Origin of the sequence: Fibrella arboris, assembly GCF_041321095.1 — a bacterium.
Classification (GTDB): Bacteria; Bacteroidota; Bacteroidia; order Cytophagales; family Spirosomataceae; genus Fibrella; species Fibrella arboris.
On the sequence record NZ_JBGGWE010000006.1, the window covers coordinates 124,636 to 144,188 of the forward strand.

Annotated in this window: 21 protein-coding genes and 1 pseudogene; all 22 read left to right on the plus strand. The window is 51.4% G+C overall.

The window, feature by feature from the left end:
- Positions 1–10 precede the first annotated feature (10 nt).
- The 22 genes and pseudogenes from ACAW75_RS12580 (at position 11) to ACAW75_RS12685 (ending at position 19,432) form a co-directional block, all read left to right on the plus strand.
- Positions 11–1,486, plus strand: a complete 1,476-nt coding sequence (locus ACAW75_RS12580; RefSeq protein WP_370729078.1) for a DUF1501 domain-containing protein — start codon at positions 11–13, stop codon at positions 1,484–1,486.
- 41 nt (positions 1,487–1,527) lie between these two features.
- Positions 1,528–1,944 (plus strand): element excision factor XisH family protein, encoded by a 417-nt coding sequence (locus tag ACAW75_RS12585; protein ID WP_370729079.1) that lies wholly within the window; start codon positions 1,528–1,530, stop codon positions 1,942–1,944.
- Complete coding sequence (locus tag ACAW75_RS12590; protein ID WP_370729080.1) at positions 1,929–2,276, plus strand: XisI protein; 348 nt, start codon at positions 1,929–1,931, stop codon at positions 2,274–2,276. Before ACAW75_RS12585 ends, ACAW75_RS12590 begins: the two co-directional genes overlap by 16 nt.
- 5 nt (positions 2,277–2,281) lie before the next feature.
- A pseudogene (locus tag ACAW75_RS12595) lies at positions 2,282–2,416 on the plus strand (DUF1501 domain-containing protein); the annotation flags it as partial.
- 240 nt (positions 2,417–2,656) lie between these two features.
- A complete protein-coding gene (locus tag ACAW75_RS12600; protein WP_370729081.1) occupies positions 2,657–3,280 on the plus strand; it encodes a Uma2 family endonuclease in 624 nt (207 codons plus the stop codon).
- Between the two features lie 200 nt (positions 3,281–3,480).
- A complete protein-coding gene (rplM, locus tag ACAW75_RS12605; protein ID WP_370729082.1) occupies positions 3,481–3,924 on the plus strand; it encodes a 50S ribosomal protein L13 in 444 nt (147 codons plus the stop codon).
- 3 nt (positions 3,925–3,927) lie between these two features.
- Positions 3,928–4,314 carry a 30S ribosomal protein S9 gene (gene rpsI / locus ACAW75_RS12610; RefSeq protein WP_370729083.1) on the plus strand — a complete coding sequence of 129 codons (387 nt, stop codon included), beginning with the start codon at positions 3,928–3,930 and terminating at the stop codon, positions 4,312–4,314.
- A gap of 179 nt (positions 4,315–4,493) precedes the next feature.
- Positions 4,494–5,354, plus strand: coding sequence for a 30S ribosomal protein S2 (gene rpsB, locus ACAW75_RS12615; protein ID WP_370729084.1), 861 nt, complete (start codon positions 4,494–4,496; stop codon positions 5,352–5,354).
- Positions 5,355–5,508: 154 nt separating this feature from the next.
- On the plus strand, positions 5,509–6,342 hold the full coding sequence (tsf, locus tag ACAW75_RS12620; protein WP_370729085.1) for a translation elongation factor Ts: 834 nt from the start codon (positions 5,509–5,511) through the stop codon (positions 6,340–6,342).
- Positions 6,343–6,448: 106 nt separating this feature from the next.
- The gene (locus ACAW75_RS12625) at positions 6,449–7,039 is read left to right on the plus strand and encodes an RNA polymerase sigma factor (RefSeq protein WP_370729086.1); all 591 of its coding nucleotides are present in this window, start codon (positions 6,449–6,451) and stop codon (positions 7,037–7,039) included.
- Positions 7,040–7,064: 25 nt separating this feature from the next.
- Entirely contained in the window at positions 7,065–7,241 is a 177-nt protein-coding gene (locus ACAW75_RS12630) for a hypothetical protein (RefSeq protein WP_370729087.1), read from the plus strand.
- 55 nt (positions 7,242–7,296) lie between these two features.
- Positions 7,297–8,124, plus strand: a complete 828-nt coding sequence (locus ACAW75_RS12635; protein ID WP_370729088.1) for a mechanosensitive ion channel family protein — start codon at positions 7,297–7,299, stop codon at positions 8,122–8,124.
- Positions 8,125–8,175: 51 nt separating this feature from the next.
- Positions 8,176–9,138: a DUF3078 domain-containing protein gene (locus ACAW75_RS12640; RefSeq protein ID WP_370729089.1), complete on the plus strand. Its 963-nt coding sequence runs from the start codon at positions 8,176–8,178 to the stop codon at positions 9,136–9,138.
- A gap of 104 nt (positions 9,139–9,242) precedes the next feature.
- Complete coding sequence (gene mscL / locus ACAW75_RS12645) at positions 9,243–9,575, plus strand: large conductance mechanosensitive channel protein MscL (protein WP_370729090.1); 333 nt, start codon at positions 9,243–9,245, stop codon at positions 9,573–9,575.
- 190 nt (positions 9,576–9,765) lie between these two features.
- Positions 9,766–11,109 carry a UDP-N-acetylmuramoyl-L-alanine--D-glutamate ligase gene (murD, locus tag ACAW75_RS12650; RefSeq protein ID WP_370729091.1) on the plus strand — a complete coding sequence of 448 codons (1,344 nt, stop codon included), beginning with the start codon at positions 9,766–9,768 and terminating at the stop codon, positions 11,107–11,109.
- A 65-nt stretch (positions 11,110–11,174) separates the two neighbouring features.
- Positions 11,175–12,305, plus strand: coding sequence for an FtsW/RodA/SpoVE family cell cycle protein (locus ACAW75_RS12655; protein ID WP_370729092.1), 1,131 nt, complete (start codon positions 11,175–11,177; stop codon positions 12,303–12,305).
- Between the two features lie 84 nt (positions 12,306–12,389).
- A complete protein-coding gene (gene murG / locus ACAW75_RS12660; protein ID WP_370729093.1) occupies positions 12,390–13,496 on the plus strand; it encodes an undecaprenyldiphospho-muramoylpentapeptide beta-N-acetylglucosaminyltransferase in 1,107 nt (368 codons plus the stop codon).
- A 123-nt stretch (positions 13,497–13,619) separates the two neighbouring features.
- Positions 13,620–14,969: a UDP-N-acetylmuramate--L-alanine ligase gene (murC, locus tag ACAW75_RS12665; RefSeq protein ID WP_370729094.1), complete on the plus strand. Its 1,350-nt coding sequence runs from the start codon at positions 13,620–13,622 to the stop codon at positions 14,967–14,969.
- A gap of 102 nt (positions 14,970–15,071) precedes the next feature.
- Positions 15,072–15,776, plus strand: a complete 705-nt coding sequence (locus ACAW75_RS12670) for a cell division protein FtsQ/DivIB (protein ID WP_370729095.1) — start codon at positions 15,072–15,074, stop codon at positions 15,774–15,776.
- Entirely contained in the window at positions 15,773–17,188 is a 1,416-nt protein-coding gene (ftsA, locus tag ACAW75_RS12675; protein WP_370729096.1) for a cell division protein FtsA, read from the plus strand. The genes ACAW75_RS12670 and ftsA overlap by 4 nt, the downstream gene beginning before the upstream one ends.
- Positions 17,189–17,299: 111 nt before the next feature.
- Complete coding sequence (ftsZ, locus tag ACAW75_RS12680) at positions 17,300–18,730, plus strand: cell division protein FtsZ (RefSeq protein WP_370729097.1); 1,431 nt, start codon at positions 17,300–17,302, stop codon at positions 18,728–18,730.
- 3 nt (positions 18,731–18,733) lie between these two features.
- Positions 18,734–19,432 carry a DNA alkylation repair protein gene (locus ACAW75_RS12685; RefSeq protein ID WP_370729098.1) on the plus strand — a complete coding sequence of 233 codons (699 nt, stop codon included), beginning with the start codon at positions 18,734–18,736 and terminating at the stop codon, positions 19,430–19,432.
- Positions 19,433–19,553: the final 121 nt, after the last annotated feature.

The window sequence follows — 19,553 nt, forward strand, 5'->3', positions numbered from 1 at the left end:
AATCCCACTTATGGACATTCAGGACGAACTATTCGATAATATCCACGACACCCTTAGCCGCCGGAATTTCCTGGGGCAAACCGGCGCAGGGTTAGGTACGTTGGCGTTGGCTTCCCTGTTGAATCCGGGCCAGCTTTTCGCGGGGAACGTACCCAGGGATGCTCCTGGCGATCTACCGGCACTGGGGAAGCCGCACTTCCCGCCCAAAGTAAAGCGGGTCATCTATCTGTTTCAGAGCGGGGCACCGTCGCAGTTAGACCTCTTCGATTACAAACCGAAGCTGGAGGCCATGTGGGGGCAGGACCTGCCCGCGTCGGTGCGCAATGGGCAGCGTCTCACCGGCATGAGTGCGGGCCAAAGTAAATTTCCACTCGCGGCCTCGACCTTTAAATTTGCCCAGTACGGACCGGGACGAATGTGGGTCAGTGAGCTACTCCCCAACATCGCCAAGATCGCCGGCGACGCTACGTTCATCCGAACGCTCAACACTGATGCCATCAACCATGACCCGGCCATTACCTTCATTCAGACAGGTAGTCAGCAGGGCGGGCGACCTAGCTTTGGCTCGTGGGTGAGTTACGGGCTGGGTTCCGACAACCAGAACATGCCGGCATTTGTGGTATTGCTCTCGAAAGGCCGGGGGGGCGACCAGCCGCTGTACGCCAAGCTGTGGAGCAACGGGTTTCTGCCGTCAGTGCATCAGGGCGTGGTGTTCCGGTCTGGTCCCGACCCGGTCTTCTACCTCAACAACCCGCCGGGTATCGACCGTACCAGCCGCCGCCGTATGCTCGACTACCTGACCAAACTACACGCCGAGCAAAGCAAATACGTGCTCGACCCGGAGATCAACAACCGGATGCAGCAATACGAAATGGCGTACCGTATGCAGGCATCGGTGCCCGAAACGCTAAACCTCGACAAAGAACCTGGTTATATATTCGATCTGTATGGCCCGGAAAGTCGCAAGCCAGGTACGTTCGCGGCCAACTGCCTGCTGGCCCGTAAACTGATCGAGAAAGACGTGAAGTTCGTGCAACTCTACCATCAGGGCTGGGATCAGCACGGCAACCTGCCCAACGACATTCAGATTCAAACCAAAAGCGTCGATCAGGCGTCGGCGGCGCTCGTCAACGACCTTCGTCAACGTGGCCTGCTCGACGACACGCTCGTGATCTGGGGCGGCGAGTTTGGCCGGGGCCCCTATTCACAGGGCAAACTCACCCGCGATAATTACGGCCGCGACCATCACCCCCGCGCCTACACCATCTGGATGGCGGGCGCTGGTGTAAAGAAAGGGCTGGTCTACGGCGAAACGGATGAGTTTGGCTATAATGTGGCAAAAGACCCCGTTCACGTCCACGATTTCCAGGCCACCATCATGCACCTGATGGGCGTCGACCATGAAAAGTTAACCTTCAAACACCAGGGCCGCCGCTACCGACTAACTGATGTTCACGGCAAAGTGATCAAGCCGCTGCTGGCGTAGGTCCGTTAGGACAACCCACTGATTATAGTTAGTTTTAGCTAATGGCAAAAGATTTGTTTCATGAACTTGTTCGGGAAGCACTAGAGGCTGATGGCTGGACAATCACGCACGACCCGTTGATTTTAAAAATGGGCGGATTACGACTTGAAGTTGACTTAGCCGCTGAACAGGTTTTTGCCGCTGAAAGAGGTAACGAACAAATAGCTATTGAAGTAAAAAGCTTCATTGGGAAATCGAAACTGAACGACTTTTACGCGGCGAAGGGGCAGTATGACGTGTATAGGCTTGGTCTACAGCAAACCGAGATACCACGAAAATTATACCTCGCGGTGGACTCAGAAATACATGCATCATTTTTTCAGAAGCCCCTTATTCAAGCTACCATTGAGGAAGATAGTATCGCATTAATTGTTTATGATGTACAGACTAGACGAATTGTGCAATGGATAACACCGTAGAACAATACCAGAAAATCATCATTGACCTGCTTGAATCTTACGCCTGCCTCCCTTCATTGGACATATCAGGAGATGACATTGAAGAACAACTGCTGATCGACACCCAGCATCATCACTACCAACTTCTTACTGTTGGCTGGGAGAATGGCAAACGTGTATATTATCCAGTCTTTCACCTTGACATACGCAATGGCAAGATATGGGTTCAGGAAGATGCCACTGACTACGATATCGTTGGTCAGTTGGAAGAACGAGGCGTACCTAAGTCTCACATTGTATTAGGCTTCCAGTCTCCGCAAAAACGCTCTTACACAGACTACGCAACAGCGTAAAGAGTCACGTCCACGATTCTCAAGCCACCATCATGCACCTGATGGGCGTCGACCATGAAAAGTTAACCTTCAAACACCAGGGCCGCCGCTACCGACTAACTGATGTTCACGGCAAAGTGATCAAGCCGCTGCTGGCGTAAAAAAGGGGAGGAAGGGAGGAAAGGAGGAGAGGAGGAACGGGAAGCTTCGCCAAGAGCATGAAATTAGCGAAGCTTCCCCTTCCTCCCTTTCCTCCCTTTCCTCCCTTTCCTCCCTTCCTCCCTTTCCTCCCTTCCTCCCTTTCCTCCCTTCCTCCCTTTCCTCCTTTCCTCCCTTCCTCCCTTCCTCCCTTCCTCCCTTCCTCCTTATTTAGTATATTGTGTGACCAAACAGACATGCCGATGCAAGCCACTGCCCTGAACATACCGGATTCGCTGGAAGACGATGAGTTGCTGCGTTTGCCAGCTACCTGGGAAGAGTATCTCGACGTACTTGACAACGTACCCTACACCGTTCAATTCTTAAACGACGAGATCATTATGAGTCAGGCATCGGCCGACCACGAAACGCTTGTTGCGGTCGTTATTTGGCTATTGAATAATCATTATATCGACCTTCCCAACTACAGGGTATTAGGTAGTAATGTACTGATCACATGGCCGGAGAGACACATGGATTTCAATGCTGACATATCTGTTGTGAAAGAGCCCGTTACCTACGGGCTTACCCCTGGCGGCAAATCATCGGCTATGCGCATTGAGAACCCGGAAATCGTGGTCGAAGTCCTCTCGAAAAGCACGCGCCAGTTCGATCAGGGCGAGAAAATGAATTATTACAAGCTCATTCCTTCTCTGCAACATATCGTGTTCATCGACCAGTTGCAGCCCTTCGCCTCGGTTTATTCCCGCACCAACGTACCTGACGAGTGGCTGAACCACGATTATCGAACGCTGGAGTCAACCGTTCGGCTGGGTACGTTGGCGTTACCCATGTCGGATATCTACCGAAAAACGGTTTTTGCGTAAACCGTCGGTCTACTGCCTGGTGAACCACTGGTTGCCCAATTTATCGATCTGCCGCCGAATCGGCTTATTTGCTGAGTAACAGATGGCTTAACCCTTGCTATTCAGCCAAATACCCCGTACATTTGCACTCCCGTTTTAGGGCGGGAATCTTTTTGCGCTGTGCAATCGTCTGTTAATCAATAAATACCGCTCACAATCCAGTGGATACGTTAAGCTACAAAACTGTTTCGGCCAATAGAGGGACCGCAAACAAGGAGTGGATCGTCGTTGACGCGAAGGATGCCATTGTAGGTCGTCTGGCTAGCCAGGTTGCGGCCCGCATTCGTGGCAAACACAAGCCCAACTTCACCCCCCACGTTGATATGGGTGACAATGTCATCATCATCAACGCCGAGAAAGTTCGTTTCACGGGCCGGAAAATGACCGAGAAGGTCTACGTTCGGCATACCGGCTACCCCGGTGGACAACGCTTTGCGTCGCCTCGCCTGTGGTTAGAGAAACACCCCGAGCGCGTGCTCGAACATGCCATTCGTGGCATGTTGCCCAAAAACCGTCTGGGCCGTCATTTATTCACCAATCTGTTCGTGTATACGGGTGACAGCCACCCACACGCGGCGCAGCAACCGAAAGAAATTAAATTCTAACCAATGGAGCGTATCAACACCATCGGTCGCCGGAAAACCGCTGTTGCCCGCATTTACATGCAGCCAGGTAACGGAACCATCACGGTTAACGGAAAAGATCTGAATACGTACTTCCCGACCGAAGTACTGCAAATCATTACCCGCCAGCCTTTAGCTACCGTTAAAGCCGACACGACGTATGACGTGAAGGTAAACGTACGGGGCGGTGGCGTAACGGGGCAGGCAGAAGCTACACGCATGGCCATCAGCCGCGCACTAGTTGAAGCTAACGCTGAGAACCGCCCAGCCCTCAAGAAAGAAGGCTTCCTGACGCGGGACTCACGTATGGTAGAACGGAAGAAACCAGGCCGGAAAAAAGCCCGTCGCCGGTTCCAGTTCTCGAAACGTTAATTAACAGTTTCATGTCTCCAGTTTCAAGTTTCAGGTGGCTCTGCAAGTAGCAGCGCACCCCTTTAAACATGAAACTCTGAAACTTGAAACTTCCGTTTAGTCCAGACTGCGCTTAGAAGATGCCGACGCGCGGTGCTGCGTATTTCTCACTTTTTAGTAGTATTTGTTCCTTAAAGAAAATGGCACAAGTCGAATATAAAGACCTCCTTGACGCCGGTGTGCACTTTGGCCACCTTACGCGCAAGTGGGACCCCCGGATGGCTCCGTACATCTTCATGGAGAAGAACGGCATCCACATTATTGACCTGAATAAGACCCTTGCTTCGCTCGACGAAGCGTGCAATGCTATCAAAGGCATCGTTCGCTCGGGCCGTAAGGTCATGTTCGTGGCAACCAAGAAGCAGGCTCAGGAAATCGTTTCGGAAGAAGCACGCCGGTTGAAAATGCCGTACGTGACTGACCGCTGGCTCGGTGGCATGATGACCAACTTCGCTACGATTCGCAAGTCGCTGAAGAAACTGCAAACGCTGGAAAAGATGCTCAAAGATGAAGTGCTCATCAAGAACGTCGCCAAGCGGGAACGGTTGACGCTGTCGCGCGAAAAAGAAAAACTGGAGCGTGTATTAGGTGGTGTTGCTGACCTGACTCGTTTGCCTGCGGCCTTGTTCGTGGTAGACGTGAAGCGGGAAAACATTGCTGTTCTGGAAGCGATTCGTTTGGGTATCCCCGTGTTTGCCATGTGCGACACGAACTCGAACCCGAACCTCGTTGATTACGCTATTCCAGCCAACGATGATGCCTACAAATCGATCTCGCTGATTACGCTGGCGATTGGTAAGGCTATCGAAGAAGGTCTGATGGAGCGCAAGCAGGATAAAGACAGCCAGGCCGCGCAGGAAGAGGAAGATGCCAAGCGTCAGGAAGAAACCCGCGCTGCCGCTGCTGAAGGAGCTGATGCCCCTGTGGCCGTGGCCGTCGAGGAAGCCCCTGAAGCCGAAGCTACTCCGATCGACGCAACGCCAGAAGGCAACACCGATTAACGATTAATTAACAGACACAGACGATTGACCGGATAGCCCGTAGCCCCAACACGGCTATGGGCTATTTTTTATGTTGAAATCGTTTTCTGTCTTCCGTTGCTCCGCCACAAGGCAGCGCAATAGAAGACAGAAAACAGAAAACTCTCTCTAAAAAATGGCAATTACCGCAGCAGACGTAAATAAACTCCGGCAGGAAACAGGTGCCGGTATGATGGATTGCAAAAAAGCCCTTGTTGAAGCCGATGGCAACTTCGAGGAAGCTAAAGCTATTCTGCGCAAGCAGGGTCAGAAAATCGCCGACAAGCGGGCCGACAATGCCACCGCTGAAGGCGTAGTATTGGCCCATGTGAGCGAAGACGGCAAATCAGGTAAAGTAGTGGCACTCGCCTGCGAAACAGAGCCCGTATCGAAAGTAGCTGATTTCCAGAATCTGGCCATGAGCGTACTGAGCAATGCCGTGGCAGACCACGTAACAACGAAAGAAGCTCTATTGGCCGAGGTACAGGCTGATGGCCGCTCACTTCAGGATCACATCACTAATCTGATGGGTAAAATCGGTGAGAAAATCGACATCGTGTCGTTCGAGACCGTTTCTGCCGACAAGGTGGTGTCATACATTCACTCAAATGGCAAACTGGGCGTTCTGGTAGGCCTGAGCAACACCAATGGCACCGACGTAGCTGAGGTGGGTAAAGACGTAGCCATGCAGATTGCTGCCATGAAGCCACTGGCGCTTGACAAAGACGGTATCGATGCCAGCGTGATCGAACGTGAAATCGAGATCGGTAAAGACCAGGCTCGCCAGGAAGGTAAACCGGAAGCGATGCTCGAAAAAATTGCCATGGGTAAGCTGAACAAATTTTACAAAGATAATACCCTGCTGAACCAGGAGTTTGTGAAAGATAGCTCGGTAACTATTGCTCAATTGCTCGACAAGACCAGCAAAGGCCTGACCGTGTCGTCATTCAAGCGGGTATCTATCGGTTAATCTGGAGATTTACAGGTATTTTTGAAAAAAGCCCGGCCAGATGGTCGGGCTTTTTTCGTGATTTGCGTTACTTTCCGGCACGCTACTTGTCTCACTATCACTCAGTATGAAACACCTAACCGACGAAGAGCTCGTTAAGCTGTATCTTTCTACACAACGCAACAGCTACTTTGAAGCCCTTTACACACGGTACTGCGACAAAGTCTATCGTAAATGTTTATCGTTCACCAAGAACAGAGAACGTGCCGAAGACTTTACCCATGACATTTTTTTGCGGGTGGTTACCAAGCTGGGCGGTTTTCGGGAACAGGCCAAGTTTTCAACCTGGCTGTATTCTGTAACCTATAACTATTGCATGGACCAGCTTCGCAGCCCGAAGCAAAAAGAGGTTTATTCAGATGATCCCTACGGAACACTGGCCGATTATTCCGACGATGAAGATGCCGAAATAGCTGAAATGGAAGCACAGCGCCTTAATCAGGCACTGGATTATTTGACGCCCGATGAACGCGGCTTATTGATGATGAAATACCAGGACGACATCAGTATCCGTGAAATTGCTGATGGGCAAAAATTGACAGAAAGCGCTGTAAAAATGCGGTTGATGCGGGCTAAGGAAAAACTACGCCGCCGCTATGTCGAAGCGCTCATTTTCTGGATACTGGTCGGCATTAAAGCCTTGACATTCTGGAAATAACAACATACCTACTCACACAATTCGTATGGACAATCCATTCAAATTCATCGAACCGGAGGGGGAATGTCCGCCTCATTTGAAAGAACAGTTGGTATCGGAAATTGACCTGATCCGTAACGCATTAACTGTCGTTGAGCTCTACTCAGGCGATTTGTTTGGCTCTATTTCGGCTATGCTTTTCCCCGATACAGACAACAGCTAGACCCATCAATAACGTATTCATTCTTCCACCAATCGACCACCCTAACGAACTGACTATGAACACTGAGCTACCTAACATTACCCAAATACTGATCAACACCTTTCAAACACTCATTACTCAGTTTATCAACTTTGTGCCCAAGTTTATTGGGGCAGGCGTGGTGCTGGCTATTGGTATACTGGTCGCCAAGATGTTAGCGGCCGTGGTTCAGCGGGTACTGAAAAGCGCTGGTTTTGACCGCTTCGGTGATAAGTTGAACGAAATTGATATTATTCGTCAGTTACAGACAGAGATCAGGCTGAGCGAGATTGTCGCCAAAGTGCTTTACTATTTTGTGCTGCTGGTATTTATCACCGCCGCCACCGAGACGCTCGGCATTGCCGCTATCACGGGTATGGTTACGTCGCTGGTCAACTTCATCCCTAAGCTGATTGCTGCCGCTATCATGCTTCAGGTTGGTGTACTGGTTGCCGACGTACTGAAACAAGGCGTAGTGAGCCTGTGTGCTTCATTCGGCATCTCGTCGGGGCGCCTACTGGGCATGGTTGTTTTCTTTTTTTTCCTCATCATTACCATTATCTCGGCGCTTGGGCAGGCTGGCATCAACACGGAATTACTGGAATCGAGCTTTAACCTGCTTATCGGTGGCGTTTTCCTGGCCTTTGCCGTTGGCTACGGACTGGCCTCCCGCGATGTAATGGCTAACATTCTGTCTTCTTTCTATTCGAAGAACAAGTTCAGGGAAGGACAAACGATCAGAATTGAAGGCATCATGGGGCAGATTATTCAGGTCGATAGCACCTCATTGACACTACAAACCGGCGAGTCGACTACCACGATCCCGATGCAGATGCTTCAAACCAAGACCATCGAGTTCTTGTGAGCCTATGGCCCCTCCCCTACCGTAATGATCTATTAACCAGTCAGTTCGTCAATGAAAAATAGAGTAGTCAGCGTGGCCATTGCGGCGTGTTTCACCTCTATGGCGTGGGCTCAGGATCCAGCAACGCAACAAGTAACCACAAATTTCAAGGATACCGTATCTATCAAACGCGATACTACGTATTGGCAAAAGTCGATTTCGGGTGGTGTCAATTTCAATCAGGCCAGTTTTAGTAACTGGGTCGGTGGCGGTGTCAATTCAATTGCCATTGGTGGCATTGTGGCGGCACGTGCGCTGTACGAAAAAGGCAAAACCTCGTGGGACAACACGGCCGATTTCCAGTTGGGCTATCTCACGCAACGAGGCGTTACCCGAAAATCGTCTGATCAGTTAATTATCATATCGGTATTGGGTCATACGATTAAACCCAGGTGGGATCTATTTGCCTCAGGTACGTTCAATACCTATTTCGCGCCCGGTTTCAAATACGATAACCTCCCCACAGGTACGTCTGATTTCAAGGTATCCAGCTTCTTTTCACCTGCTCAGTTCGCCTTGGCCTGGGGGTTGGCCTATAAGCCGAACGATGAGTTTTCGATGCGTATCAGCCCGTTTGCGCCCCGCTTTACTTTTCTCTTCGACGATGCCGTTCGCTACCGGGTAGGTGCCGACAAGGTAATTATTCCCGACCCGACGGCTACTGCCTACGGGGTAGAGGCAGGGAAGACAGTACGAGCAGAATGGCTGGCCTTGCAGATTCAGGCCGTTTGGAACAAGAAGCTGAGCGAAAGCGTGAGTTTAAATGCCCGCTATCAACTATACGCCAACTACCAGACGCTGAACGCCATTGACCACCGGGTTGACCTGCTCCTTACGGCTAAACTCAATCGGTATTTAAGCACTACGTTTGGTCTTATTGCCCTATACGATAAAGACTTTTACGACGGCCTGCAAATTCAGCAAACACTAGGTATTGGGTTGATCTATAACGCCAGCACATTCCGAAAGAAATAAACTATGGCAGCCAGTCAGTTTTGAATTGTCTCCTGAATGAAATAGTTTTCCTGCACTACCGCATTTACTTACGTAAAATCCGAACCCCTTAACCATTCACAACTATGTTAAAAGAATTCAAAACGTTTGTTGTTCAGGGCAACGTGCTTGACCTGGCCGTCGGTGTCATTATCGGCGCAGCTTTCGGTAAAATCACGGCATCACTGGTTGAAGACATTCTGAATCCAATTCTAGGTCTTGCCCTGGGTAACGTTGACCTGACCCAGCTGAAATATGTACTGAAAGAGGCCGTTGGCACCACGCCAGAGGTAGCCATCCGTTACGGTAATTTCCTGAATACGGTTATCCAGTTTGTGGCTATCGCCTGGATTATTTTCCTGATTGTTAAAGCAGCCAATAAACTGCGGGGCGCTGACAATGAGGAGGCTAAAGCCTGAGACACCCCTATACGTTTATAAAAAGCCCTGACCCATCGGTTGGGGCTTTTTTGTATTCCTTACTTTTGGGGTAAAAAAGAGCTTCAGGTGTGCAGTCTCAGGGGTCAGGTGGCGCTGCCGAATCACCAGATGGGGAGTCAGCAACGCCGCCTGAACCCTGAGACTGCACACCTGAAGCTCATACCTGTCTATGCGATTAGTCATTCTGGGTGGTGGTGAATCGGGCGTTGGCGCAGCTTTGTTAGGGCAAGCGAAAGGCTACGATGTGTTTTTGTCAGACCGAAGCCCGCTGAAGGCAACGTACCTGGAAACACTTAATCAGGCGGGTATAGCATTTGAGGAAGGCCAGCATACAGAAAGCCTGATCCTGAACGCCACCGAGGTAGTGAAAAGCCCGGGTATTCCCGATACGGTGCCCTTGGTTGTTGAACTGAAGGCGATGGGTATACCTGTTATTTCGGAGATTGAGTTTGCTGCCCGTTATACAAGGGCCAAACTAATTGGCATTACAGGCAGCAATGGCAAAACTACCACCACGCTGCTTACCTACCACCTGCTTAAAACGGCCGGGTTTAATGTGGGACTGGCCGGGAATATTGGCGACAGCTTCGCTAAACAGGTCATCGACGACACGTTTGAGTATTTCGTCCTGGAACTGAGCAGCTTTCAGCTCGACACGATGTTTGACACCCGGCTCGATACGGCCGTTCTGTTGAACATTACGCCTGACCACCTCGATCGGTACGGGTATAATTTCCAGAATTACGTAGACAGTAAATTCCGTGTGTTGCAGAATCTGCGTTCAGACGACACCTTTATCTATTTCCAGGAGAATAAACCAACCACGCAGGAACTGGCTATCCGGCAACCCGACGTTTACGCGTTGCCTATCTCGCTGGAGACTGCCGTTGCGCCCGGAGGGTATGCGCAAGATGGACGATTAACGACCCGTTTTCGCGGTCGTTCGTTCACGATCGGCACGGCTGATCTACCGTTAAAAGGCCCGCATAATGCCCTGAACATGCTGGCTGCTATCCTGGCAGCCCAGTCGGTGAACGTACCTGACGAAGCCATAGCTCAAGGCCTGGGTACGTTCGTGAACGCCTCCCATCGAATGGAACCAGCGGGCATTATCAACGGCATCCGGTTCGTTAATGATTCGAAAGCCACCAACGTCGACTCCGTTTTTTACGCCCTCTCAAGCATGGACACGCCAACGATCTGGATAGCCGGGGGCCAGGACAAAGGCAACGACTACAGTCAGTTGGATAGCGTAGTCCGTGAGCACGTGAAAGCGCTTATCTGCCTGGGGAAAGACAACAAAAAACTGATCGACTATTTCGGCGATAAACTGACCCTAATTCGGGAAACGCAGGACGTGCGGGAAGCGGTGCAAGTAGCTCTCGAGTTAGGAAAGCCCGGCGATACCGCCCTATTATCTCCTGCCTGCGCCAGCTTCGATCTATTCAAAAACTACGAAGACCGGGGGAATCAGTTTAAGGCAGCTGTGCAAGCCTTGTTGATCAAGACATGAGAAACAACGTATAACCGGAGCCTATTACCCGTCCATTCAGTCTACCCTATTTACCTTAACGAACCATGACCTACTCTATCCGCGACTGGACACGCGACAACCTGAAAGGTGATCGACAGATCTGGTGGATTGTCCTGTTTCTGTCTATTCTGAGCGTACTGGTCGTTTACAGCGCCACAGGGACTATTGCCTACCAGAAAATGGGTGGCAACACGGAAGCATATCTGTTTAAGCACGGCGCGCTGGTTGTGTTAGGGCTTGGCTGTATGTTTCTGGCGCATCGGATCAATTACATCCACTACGCCCGGCTGTCTAAATACGGCCTGTGGCTGTCGGTCCCTTTGCTGCTGTGGGCCTATTTCAAAGGCACTAACCTAAACGATGCCTCCCGCTGGATCACCATCCCGATCATTAACCAAACGTTTCAACCTTCGGATCTGGCCAAACTGGCGCTGATCTCGAACCTGGCCGCCATGCTGGCCAAACGGCAACGTGTGGCCTATGAGCCTCAGGTACTCGTGAACATGATCGGGTGGATTGGGGTCATTTGCGCCCTTATCGTTATCTCCAACACCTCAACGGCGTTGTTGCTGGGGTTAACCTGCTTTCTGCTGATGTACATTGGGCGGGTTCCCCGCAGCTATCTGGCAGGTATGGTTATTTTCTGCATGGTCGTGGGCGGATTTGCCCTGGTACTGGGACAACGGTATGAAACCGTGCTGGGCCGCCTGGACCGGTTCAAAGACGCGGAAAAGATCGATTATCAGGTAGAACAATCATACATCGCGCTGGCAAATGGCGGCATCAAGGGGCAGGGACCAGGTAACAGTCATCAGCGAAACTTTCTGCCACACCCCTACTCTGATTTCATCTTTGCCATTATTGTAGAAGAGTATGGCCTGCTGGGTGGCATTGCCGTGCTGGTAGCCTATTTGTGGCTGCTTATGCGCGGTATGCGCGCCATTCGCAGTAGTAGCCGGCCGTTTGGGGGACTACTCTCGGCGGGACTAACCTTCAGTATCGTGATTCAGGCGATGATCAACATGGCCGTAGCGGTTGGTCTGGTGCCCGTTACCGGTTTGCCCCTCCCCTTGTTGAGTATGGGTGGTACATCGCTGTTGTTCACTGGTGCCGCCATCGGTATTGTTATTGGCGTTAGCCGCGATGAAGCCGATGAAAGTAAGCTTTTAAAATAAGCCCGATACCATACAGGCTATCAACCAGCCGGAAATGAATTTCCAAAGGCTGCTCACCAATACGATTGTCAAGATTCAAGCCATATGCGGGTTATTATTTCAGGCGGCGGAACAGGTGGACATATCTACCCCGCAATAGCTATTGCCAACGAACTAAAGCGGCTCAATTCAGCCACCGAGATTCTATTTGTGGGTGCTGAAGGCAAAATGGAAATGGAAAAGGTACCGCGTGCGGGCTATCGTATCGAAGGCCTGCCGGTGGTGGGGATCAAACGCGAACTGACGCTGTCGAATCTGGCATTCCCGTTTAAACTAGGCCGCAGTTTGCTCCGAGCCCGGCAGCTTGTCCGCGACTTTACCCCCGATGTAGCCATTGGAGTGGGTGGCTACGCCAGTGGCCCAACCCTACTGGCAGCGGCACTCGCCAACGTACCTATCCTGATTCAGGAACAAAACTCATTTGCGGGTCTAACCAATAAAGTGCTCGCCCGCTGGGCAAAACGTATCTGTGTCGCTTATCCAGATATGGATGCCTTCTTCCCGGCGTCTAAGATCAGACTAACGGGCAATCCTGTACGCAGCGACATTCAGTTGGCCGATCAACAGGTTCTGGCCGGCCAGACGCAATTCGGTTTGCAGCCCAACGTACCCACGCTGTTGGTCATTGGCGGTAGCCAGGGCGCACGCACGTTGAACGAAAGCATAGAGGCGGGCCTGCCCCAGTTGGTACAGGCGGGCGTACAGGTGATCTGGCAAACGGGCACCACCTTTATCGACCGGGCACACAAAGCAGTTGCCCAGGCCGGTGCCACACTCGTACAGCCACATGCGTTTATTTATGACATGGATAAGGCCTACGCCGTAGCCAATGCAGTCGTGTCCCGGGCAGGCGCTTTATCTGTATCGGAACTATGCATCGTTGGGCGGCCCGCTATCCTGGTTCCGTTACCAACTGCCGCTGAAGATCACCAGACCCACAATGCAATGGCGCTCGTTAACAGGCAGGCGGCGTTACTGGTCAATGATCGCGACGCCCGGCAAACGCTGGTCACCGAGGCCCTTCGCTTGTTATCTGATTCAAAACAAAAGGAAACATTAAGTGGGCATATTCGTGAATTGGCCTTCCCAAAAGCCGCTGCGGATATTGCCGGGGAAGTCCTTCTTCTTACCTCAAGAAATAAAGTAGTATGAACCCCTTGCGGTTTTGTAAATCACCTAGTTACTTTTGTAGAACTACACCTGACCTATCCATTGATACCTTCATCTTTATCCACTATACGTAACGTTTACTTCCTGGGCATCGGGGGCATCGGTATGAGTGCGCTCGCACGCTGGTTTTTAGTCAATGGCTATACTGTAGCCGGATACGACCGCACCCCAACCGCCCTGACCAATGCGTTAGTTTCGGAAGGCGTGGCCATTCACTTCGAGGAAGATGTTGAGCAGATTCCGGCCGATTTTCGGGCTAACCCAGCAGAAACACTGGTTGTGTATACGCCAGCAGTTCCTAAGACGCATCTCGAATACATTTACCTGACAGAGAACGGATTCACGTTGCAGAAGCGGTCGCAGGTACTTGGTTTTCTAGCCGGCCGAATGACCACAATCGGCGTAGCCGGTACACACGGCAAAACCACGACCTCCTCCATGGTGGCGCATCTGCTTCGCCAAGCAGGCGTTAATTGCGCTGCGTTTTTAGGTGGCATCACGCAGAATTACGGCACCAACTTCCTGCTCAACGAACCAGCCGATGAGTTGTCTACGGTTATCTGCGTAGTGGAAGCCGACGAGTTCGACCGGTCATTTCTGACGCTGTTTCCGCAGTATGCCATTGTCACGTCGACAGACGCCGACCACCTTGATATTTACGGCGATCATAACTCAGTACTTCAATCATTTGCGGCTTATGTAAGCCAGATCAAGCCGTCGGGTATTCTGTTTCAGCGGCAGGGGCTGCCATTGGCAGATAAAACTTCGGCCGAGGTACGTACCTACGCGCTCAACGAAGGTACCGAGCCGTCTCCCGCCTATTATGCAGCGAATCTTCGCATCGAGAACGCTCGATTCGTGTTTGACCTGGTATACCCTGGCGGTGCTGTTACCGACATACGCATGGTCATTCCGGGTTTTCATAATGTAGAGAATGCCGTAGCGGCCGGAGCCGTCGCGCTCGAAGTGGGCGTATCGCCAGCGGCTGTTCGCGAAGGTCTGACTACATACCGAGGGGTAAAACGGCGATTCGAATACATTCTGGATACCGACGAGATCGTGTTTATCGATGATTATGCGCACCATCCGGCCGAAGTTCAGGCCTTTTTATCGTCTGTAAAAGCACTCTATCCAGACCGCGAACTGACTGTAATTTTTCAGCCCCATTTATTTAGCCGAACCCGTGATTTTGCCGAAGGATTTGCTGAAAGTCTTTCCCTGGCCGACCAGTTAATTTTATTAGATATTTACCCCGCTCGGGAATTACCAATCGACGGTGTCACGTCTGACTTGATTTTACAGCGCGTTACCTCGAAATCAAAGCAAATCAGTACCAAAGAAGCCTTACCCGGCGTTCTGCGGGAAATGAAGCCATCCTTGCTGGTTACAGTCGGAGCAGGTGATATTGATCAACAGCTTCACGCCCTTAAAATTTTATTTAACACCAATGGATAAAATAATTAATCGGCTGAATTAGCTTATCTACAGATGTTTTCTACTTTTAGTAACCGAAAAAAATGGCTTTGGCAATCAATCGGGGCTTTAACCCTTTTCGGTTTGCTTGCGTTTACAGAAGAACGTCTGCACCAAAGCCATTGCAAAGCCATTGTTGTCGACATCGACGAGGTGGATGGGCAGCGGTTTCTGACGCGTAGAGATGTCACCGGCTTTCTGACTACTAATGGAGTTGATCCTCTTGTTGGCCAGGCGTTCGATGAAATCAACCTAAGTAGACTTGAGCAACGGCTCAGTCAGTACAGTTTAATTAAGCGGGCACATGTGTCGCGTGACTTAGCGGGCAACCTGCTCGTCCAGATTGAACAGCCTAAACCGTTGGCTAGATTAATAGCAGGTGGCGACGGGCTACGGATGGTGAACGGGCAGTATATCAGCCAGGAAGGGCGGTTTTTCCCTTTGTCGATGAATTACGCTGCGCGGGTCCCTATTGTCTCGGGAGAGTGGTTTCAAACCCACCGCACCTTAGCCAATGAGGCCGGTAAACCGCTGCTCTCCTTGCTCCAATACATCCGTGAATCGGATTTATGGCGGGCACAGATTGCAGAAGTCAGTGTTGACCAGTCGGGTAATGTAACCTTGTGGCCGCAGGTCGGTGATTATCAGATTGATTTTGGTCTACCCGACGCCATTGAAACGAAGTTTAAAAAAGTGAAGCTGTTTTATACCCAGATAGCCCCCCAGAAAGGGTGGAATCGCTATCACCGGGTAAGCGTACAGTATCGTAACCAGTTAGTTTGCGAATGATGACCCATCATCAAATGGATGACAAGATTGTGGTAGGACTCGACATCGGCAGCACGAAGGTGTGTGCCGTGGCGGGTCGGTTGTCTCGAAGCAGTAACAACCAGCCGATGCTGGAAGTACTGGGCGTAAGCCGGGCCAGCTCGGAAGGCGTGACGAAAGGCAAGGTCATGAATATTACCCGAACGGTCGATGCCATCAACCGGGCTATTGAAGAAGTGTCGAACCAATCCAATGTCGATATCGGGTTAGTCAACGTCAGCTTCAGTAACCACAATATAAACTCGCAGAAGCAACCGGGCAGTATCACGCGCCTCTCGCCGGGCGATGAAGTAACGCCTGCAGACATTGACCATCTGCTGCGCGACATGTACCGGACGCCCTTGCTGGCAGGCAAAGAAATCGTACACGTGCTACCGATGGACTTTACCGTTGATAGCGAATCGGGCGTTGAAGATCCGGTTGGCCGCAATGGCGTGAAACTTGGGGCCGATTTTCAGATCATTACTACCCAGTCTGATGCGGCTGTCAACGTGCGCCGTTGTATCGAACGTACGGCCAGCCACCTTCAGCGCGACCAGGTTCTGTTGTCTCCGTTGGCATCAGCAATGGCTGTGCTTACCCCCGAAGAACGGGAGGCAGGTGTCGCGCTGGTCGATATTGGCGGTGGTACCACTGATCTGGCCATCTATCACCGCAACGTGCTACGGCATGTAGCGGTGTTCCCCTGGGCGGGCAATTGCCTCACTAACGATATACAGGATGGCTGCAAAGTGCTGCCTCAACAGGCGGAAGTGCTAAAGACGAAATTTGGCAATGCCAACCCGTCGGCTTACCGCCTTAACGAGGTCGTATCGGTACCTGGCCTTCCCGGTCGCCAACCCAAAGACGTGCTCCTCCGGAATGTGTCCATCATCATTGCTGAGCGCCTCAAAGAGATTGCCGCACTGGTACAGGCCGAAATTATCCGGTCGGGTTATAAAGACAAATTACTGGGCGGTATTGTGCTGACGGGTGGGTCAGCGCTGATCGATGGTATCGACGAGATATTCAGAACAGTAGCCGATATGGATGTCCGGGTCGGTTACCCCGAACAGTTGGAATACAATTTGCGGGCAGATCTGGTCAGCGATCCGGCCTATGCCACGGCCGTAGGCCTGGTGTGGGCTGGCTTTAGAAACGTTGATGATCGAATCTCGTTCATCAGCGATCCCGGGCAGCCCGCTGTTCCTCAAAACGGCCAGGTACGTCCGGTAGATTCAACCCGTACAACCCAGAAAAGTAATGCGGGTCAGTCTGCGTACCGAACGGCTCCCGAGCCGGTGGAAGAGAAGGCGCCAACGGGTGTTTTTGACTGGCTGAAAAAGTTGTTTAACCCTAAATTAGGTGATGTAAATGACTCGTACCGTGATTGATGTGTTATTCGGTGTCATGTTTAATAGAGATGATTCTTAGTTGATAATCAGCCGCATAGCAAAAATAATTTGTCCAACATTAAGTACCCAATTGCTTTACCCACTGTTTACATGACAACTCGAACCCCACTCCGCAATCAAGCTATGCTGGACCACGGATTTACATACGAATTGCCTGACGGTAACGCCCCCATTATTAAAGTAATTGGTGTGGGTGGTGGCGGCAGCAACGCCGTACAGCACATGGTAACAATGGGTGTCAAGGATGTTGAGTTTGCCATTTGCAATACAGACCGTCAGGCGCTGATTAGCAGCAATGTGCAAACAAAACTCAAACTTGGCACGGGACTCGAGGGGGCTGGCATGGACGTTGAAGTGGGCCGAAAAGCCGCACTGGAAAGCATCGATGAAATTCGTAATCTGTTGGGAGGTGCCATCAAAATGGTATTTATCACGGCAGGTATGGGTGGCGGTACAGGCACCGGGGCGGCGCCGGTGGTAGCTGAGGTGGCCCGCGAAATGGGGTTGCTCACCGTTGCTGTGGTAACCGCCCCCTATAAGTACGAAGGGATCGATAAGCGGCAGCAGGCTACCGAAGGTATTGAACTGCTTAAGAAAAGCTGCGATACCGTTCTGGTGGTAATGAATGATAAACTGGCCGATCTCTACGGTAAGCTTAGCATTCGTAAAGCATTCGCACACGCGGATAACGTACTGGCTACTGCGGTAAAAAGCATTGCGGAAGTCATCACAACACGAGGCGATGTAAATACCGACTTCATGGACGTGAAGAAGGTGTTGCAGGAAGCGGGTCCGTCGGTGATGGGCTCGGCGGATGCCGAAGGAGACGACCGTGCGTTGAAAGCCATTCAGGAAGCATTGAATTCACCCCTGCTCAATGACAGTGATATTATTGGTGCCAAACGAATTCTGCTGACCATTTCGTCAAGTTCGGAGTACGAAGCAACACTGGAAGAACAAACGGTCATTTCAAACTATATCGTCGAGAAAATTGGCGAAGAGGCTCGTCTGTTCAAAATCGGTGCCATCTTCGACGATACACTGGGCTCCAAAATGCGGGTCACCATCATCGCTGCCGGGTTTGAAACGACCAGCTTTGTTGAACCAACGCCGGCCGCTGTTGAAGCGCCCGCAGATAACACAGAGACGCCTGTTGAGCTTGTGCCCGATAATTTTGAGCAGAAACAGCCTGAGGTGGTCTCTACCATCGACCTGGTTGCCGACGAAGCAGACGTGCGCACCCCTACGTTTACGCATGCTGGCCCCACCACCCTGCCATTAGCGGGAGGCTATGCCAACGGCCTATCGGGCGTGGGGTACGGTAGTGATAATCGCATCAGCCTGAACCCTACCCGGCAGGAGGATCCCGAAGAAATTCGTCAGTTGATCAACGATTTCCTGAATAACCGCTTCAGTGAGCGCGAGCTGGAAGCGCCCGCGTTCAGTCGCCATCGGGTCATGCTGCACGAAATGCCGCTCCTGCCCGACCACGAAATCATCCGGACTCGTCTATTCGATTAGTCTATGACTTACACCGATGTTCGGTCAGCGATCATTGCGCTTGAGCGGCCCGAGCGCGCGATCTTTGTTTCCAATTATTTTAAAACGCACCCTGGCCAGTATGGCGAGGGTGATCTTTTTTTAGGCCTGTCTATGCCTGAACAACGTGTACTTGCTGGTCAGTTTCGCCACTTGCTTTCGTCAGAAATAGAGCAGCTTGTCAGAGACCCCTATCATGAGTGCCGTATGATAGGGTTGCTTATTTGGACATTGCAGGCTAAAAAAGGGGGCCACCTGGTTAGGCAGGATATTGCAGACAGGTACGTTGCTCTTCGCAGGTACGTTAACAACTGGGATTTAGTCGACTCCTCTTGCCCCACCCTACTTGGTCTGCCGCTGTTAACCGGCGATCGGTCAATACTCTATGAGTTAGCCGACGAAGACCACCTCTGGAGCCAGCGCATTGCCATTGTCACCACGTTGCAGTTCATACGCCATAAGCAGTTTGGCGATACGTTTGCGCTCGCGGAGAAACTAGTGACGCACCAGCACGATCTGATCCATAAAGCCATCGGCTGGATGCTCCGCGAAATAGGGAAACGCGACCAGCCAGCCCTGGATGAATTCCTGCACGATCATATTCATCAACTTCCACGTACATCGCTTCGTTACGCCATTGAGCGACACGAACCAGCTCAACGGCAGTATTTTATGGAACTTTAGGGGGCCGCAAGGCGCTGGCGGGGTACCCGTTTACCCACAGAGACGTACCTACTTCCAGACGATCTGAGTTTTGCTCCTCATTTCCTTTGTATCTTTACCTTCCCGTTTATCAGAAATGACC

Bases quoted from the DNA above. Each gene is read 5' to 3' on its own strand.
- ACAW75_RS12580 (WP_370729078.1), top strand. From the start codon at position 11: ATGGACATTCAGGACGAACTATTCGATAATATCCACGACACCCTTAGC.
- ACAW75_RS12585 (WP_370729079.1), top strand. From the start codon at position 1,528: ATGGCAAAAGATTTGTTTCATGAACTTGTTCGGGAAGCACTAGAGGCT.
- ACAW75_RS12590 (WP_370729080.1), top strand. From the start codon at position 1,929: ATGGATAACACCGTAGAACAATACCAGAAAATCATCATTGACCTGCTT.
- ACAW75_RS12600 (WP_370729081.1), top strand. From the start codon at position 2,657: ATGCAAGCCACTGCCCTGAACATACCGGATTCGCTGGAAGACGATGAG.
- rpsI (WP_370729083.1), top strand. From the start codon at position 3,928: ATGGAGCGTATCAACACCATCGGTCGCCGGAAAACCGCTGTTGCCCGC.
- rpsB (WP_370729084.1), top strand. From the start codon at position 4,494: ATGGCACAAGTCGAATATAAAGACCTCCTTGACGCCGGTGTGCACTTT.
- tsf (WP_370729085.1), top strand. From the start codon at position 5,509: ATGGCAATTACCGCAGCAGACGTAAATAAACTCCGGCAGGAAACAGGT.
- ACAW75_RS12625 (WP_370729086.1), top strand. From the start codon at position 6,449: ATGAAACACCTAACCGACGAAGAGCTCGTTAAGCTGTATCTTTCTACA.
- ACAW75_RS12630 (WP_370729087.1), top strand. From the start codon at position 7,065: ATGGACAATCCATTCAAATTCATCGAACCGGAGGGGGAATGTCCGCCT.
- ACAW75_RS12635 (WP_370729088.1), top strand. From the start codon at position 7,297: ATGAACACTGAGCTACCTAACATTACCCAAATACTGATCAACACCTTT.
- ACAW75_RS12640 (WP_370729089.1), top strand. From the start codon at position 8,176: ATGAAAAATAGAGTAGTCAGCGTGGCCATTGCGGCGTGTTTCACCTCT.
- mscL (WP_370729090.1), top strand. From the start codon at position 9,243: ATGTTAAAAGAATTCAAAACGTTTGTTGTTCAGGGCAACGTGCTTGAC.
- murD (WP_370729091.1), top strand. From the start codon at position 9,766: ATGCGATTAGTCATTCTGGGTGGTGGTGAATCGGGCGTTGGCGCAGCT.
- ACAW75_RS12655 (WP_370729092.1), top strand. From the start codon at position 11,175: ATGACCTACTCTATCCGCGACTGGACACGCGACAACCTGAAAGGTGAT.
- murG (WP_370729093.1), top strand. From the start codon at position 12,390: ATGCGGGTTATTATTTCAGGCGGCGGAACAGGTGGACATATCTACCCC.
- murC (WP_370729094.1), top strand. From the start codon at position 13,620: ATGAGTGCGCTCGCACGCTGGTTTTTAGTCAATGGCTATACTGTAGCC.
- ftsA (WP_370729096.1), top strand. From the start codon at position 15,773: ATGATGACCCATCATCAAATGGATGACAAGATTGTGGTAGGACTCGAC.
- ftsZ (WP_370729097.1), top strand. From the start codon at position 17,300: ATGACAACTCGAACCCCACTCCGCAATCAAGCTATGCTGGACCACGGA.
- ACAW75_RS12685 (WP_370729098.1), top strand. From the start codon at position 18,734: ATGACTTACACCGATGTTCGGTCAGCGATCATTGCGCTTGAGCGGCCC.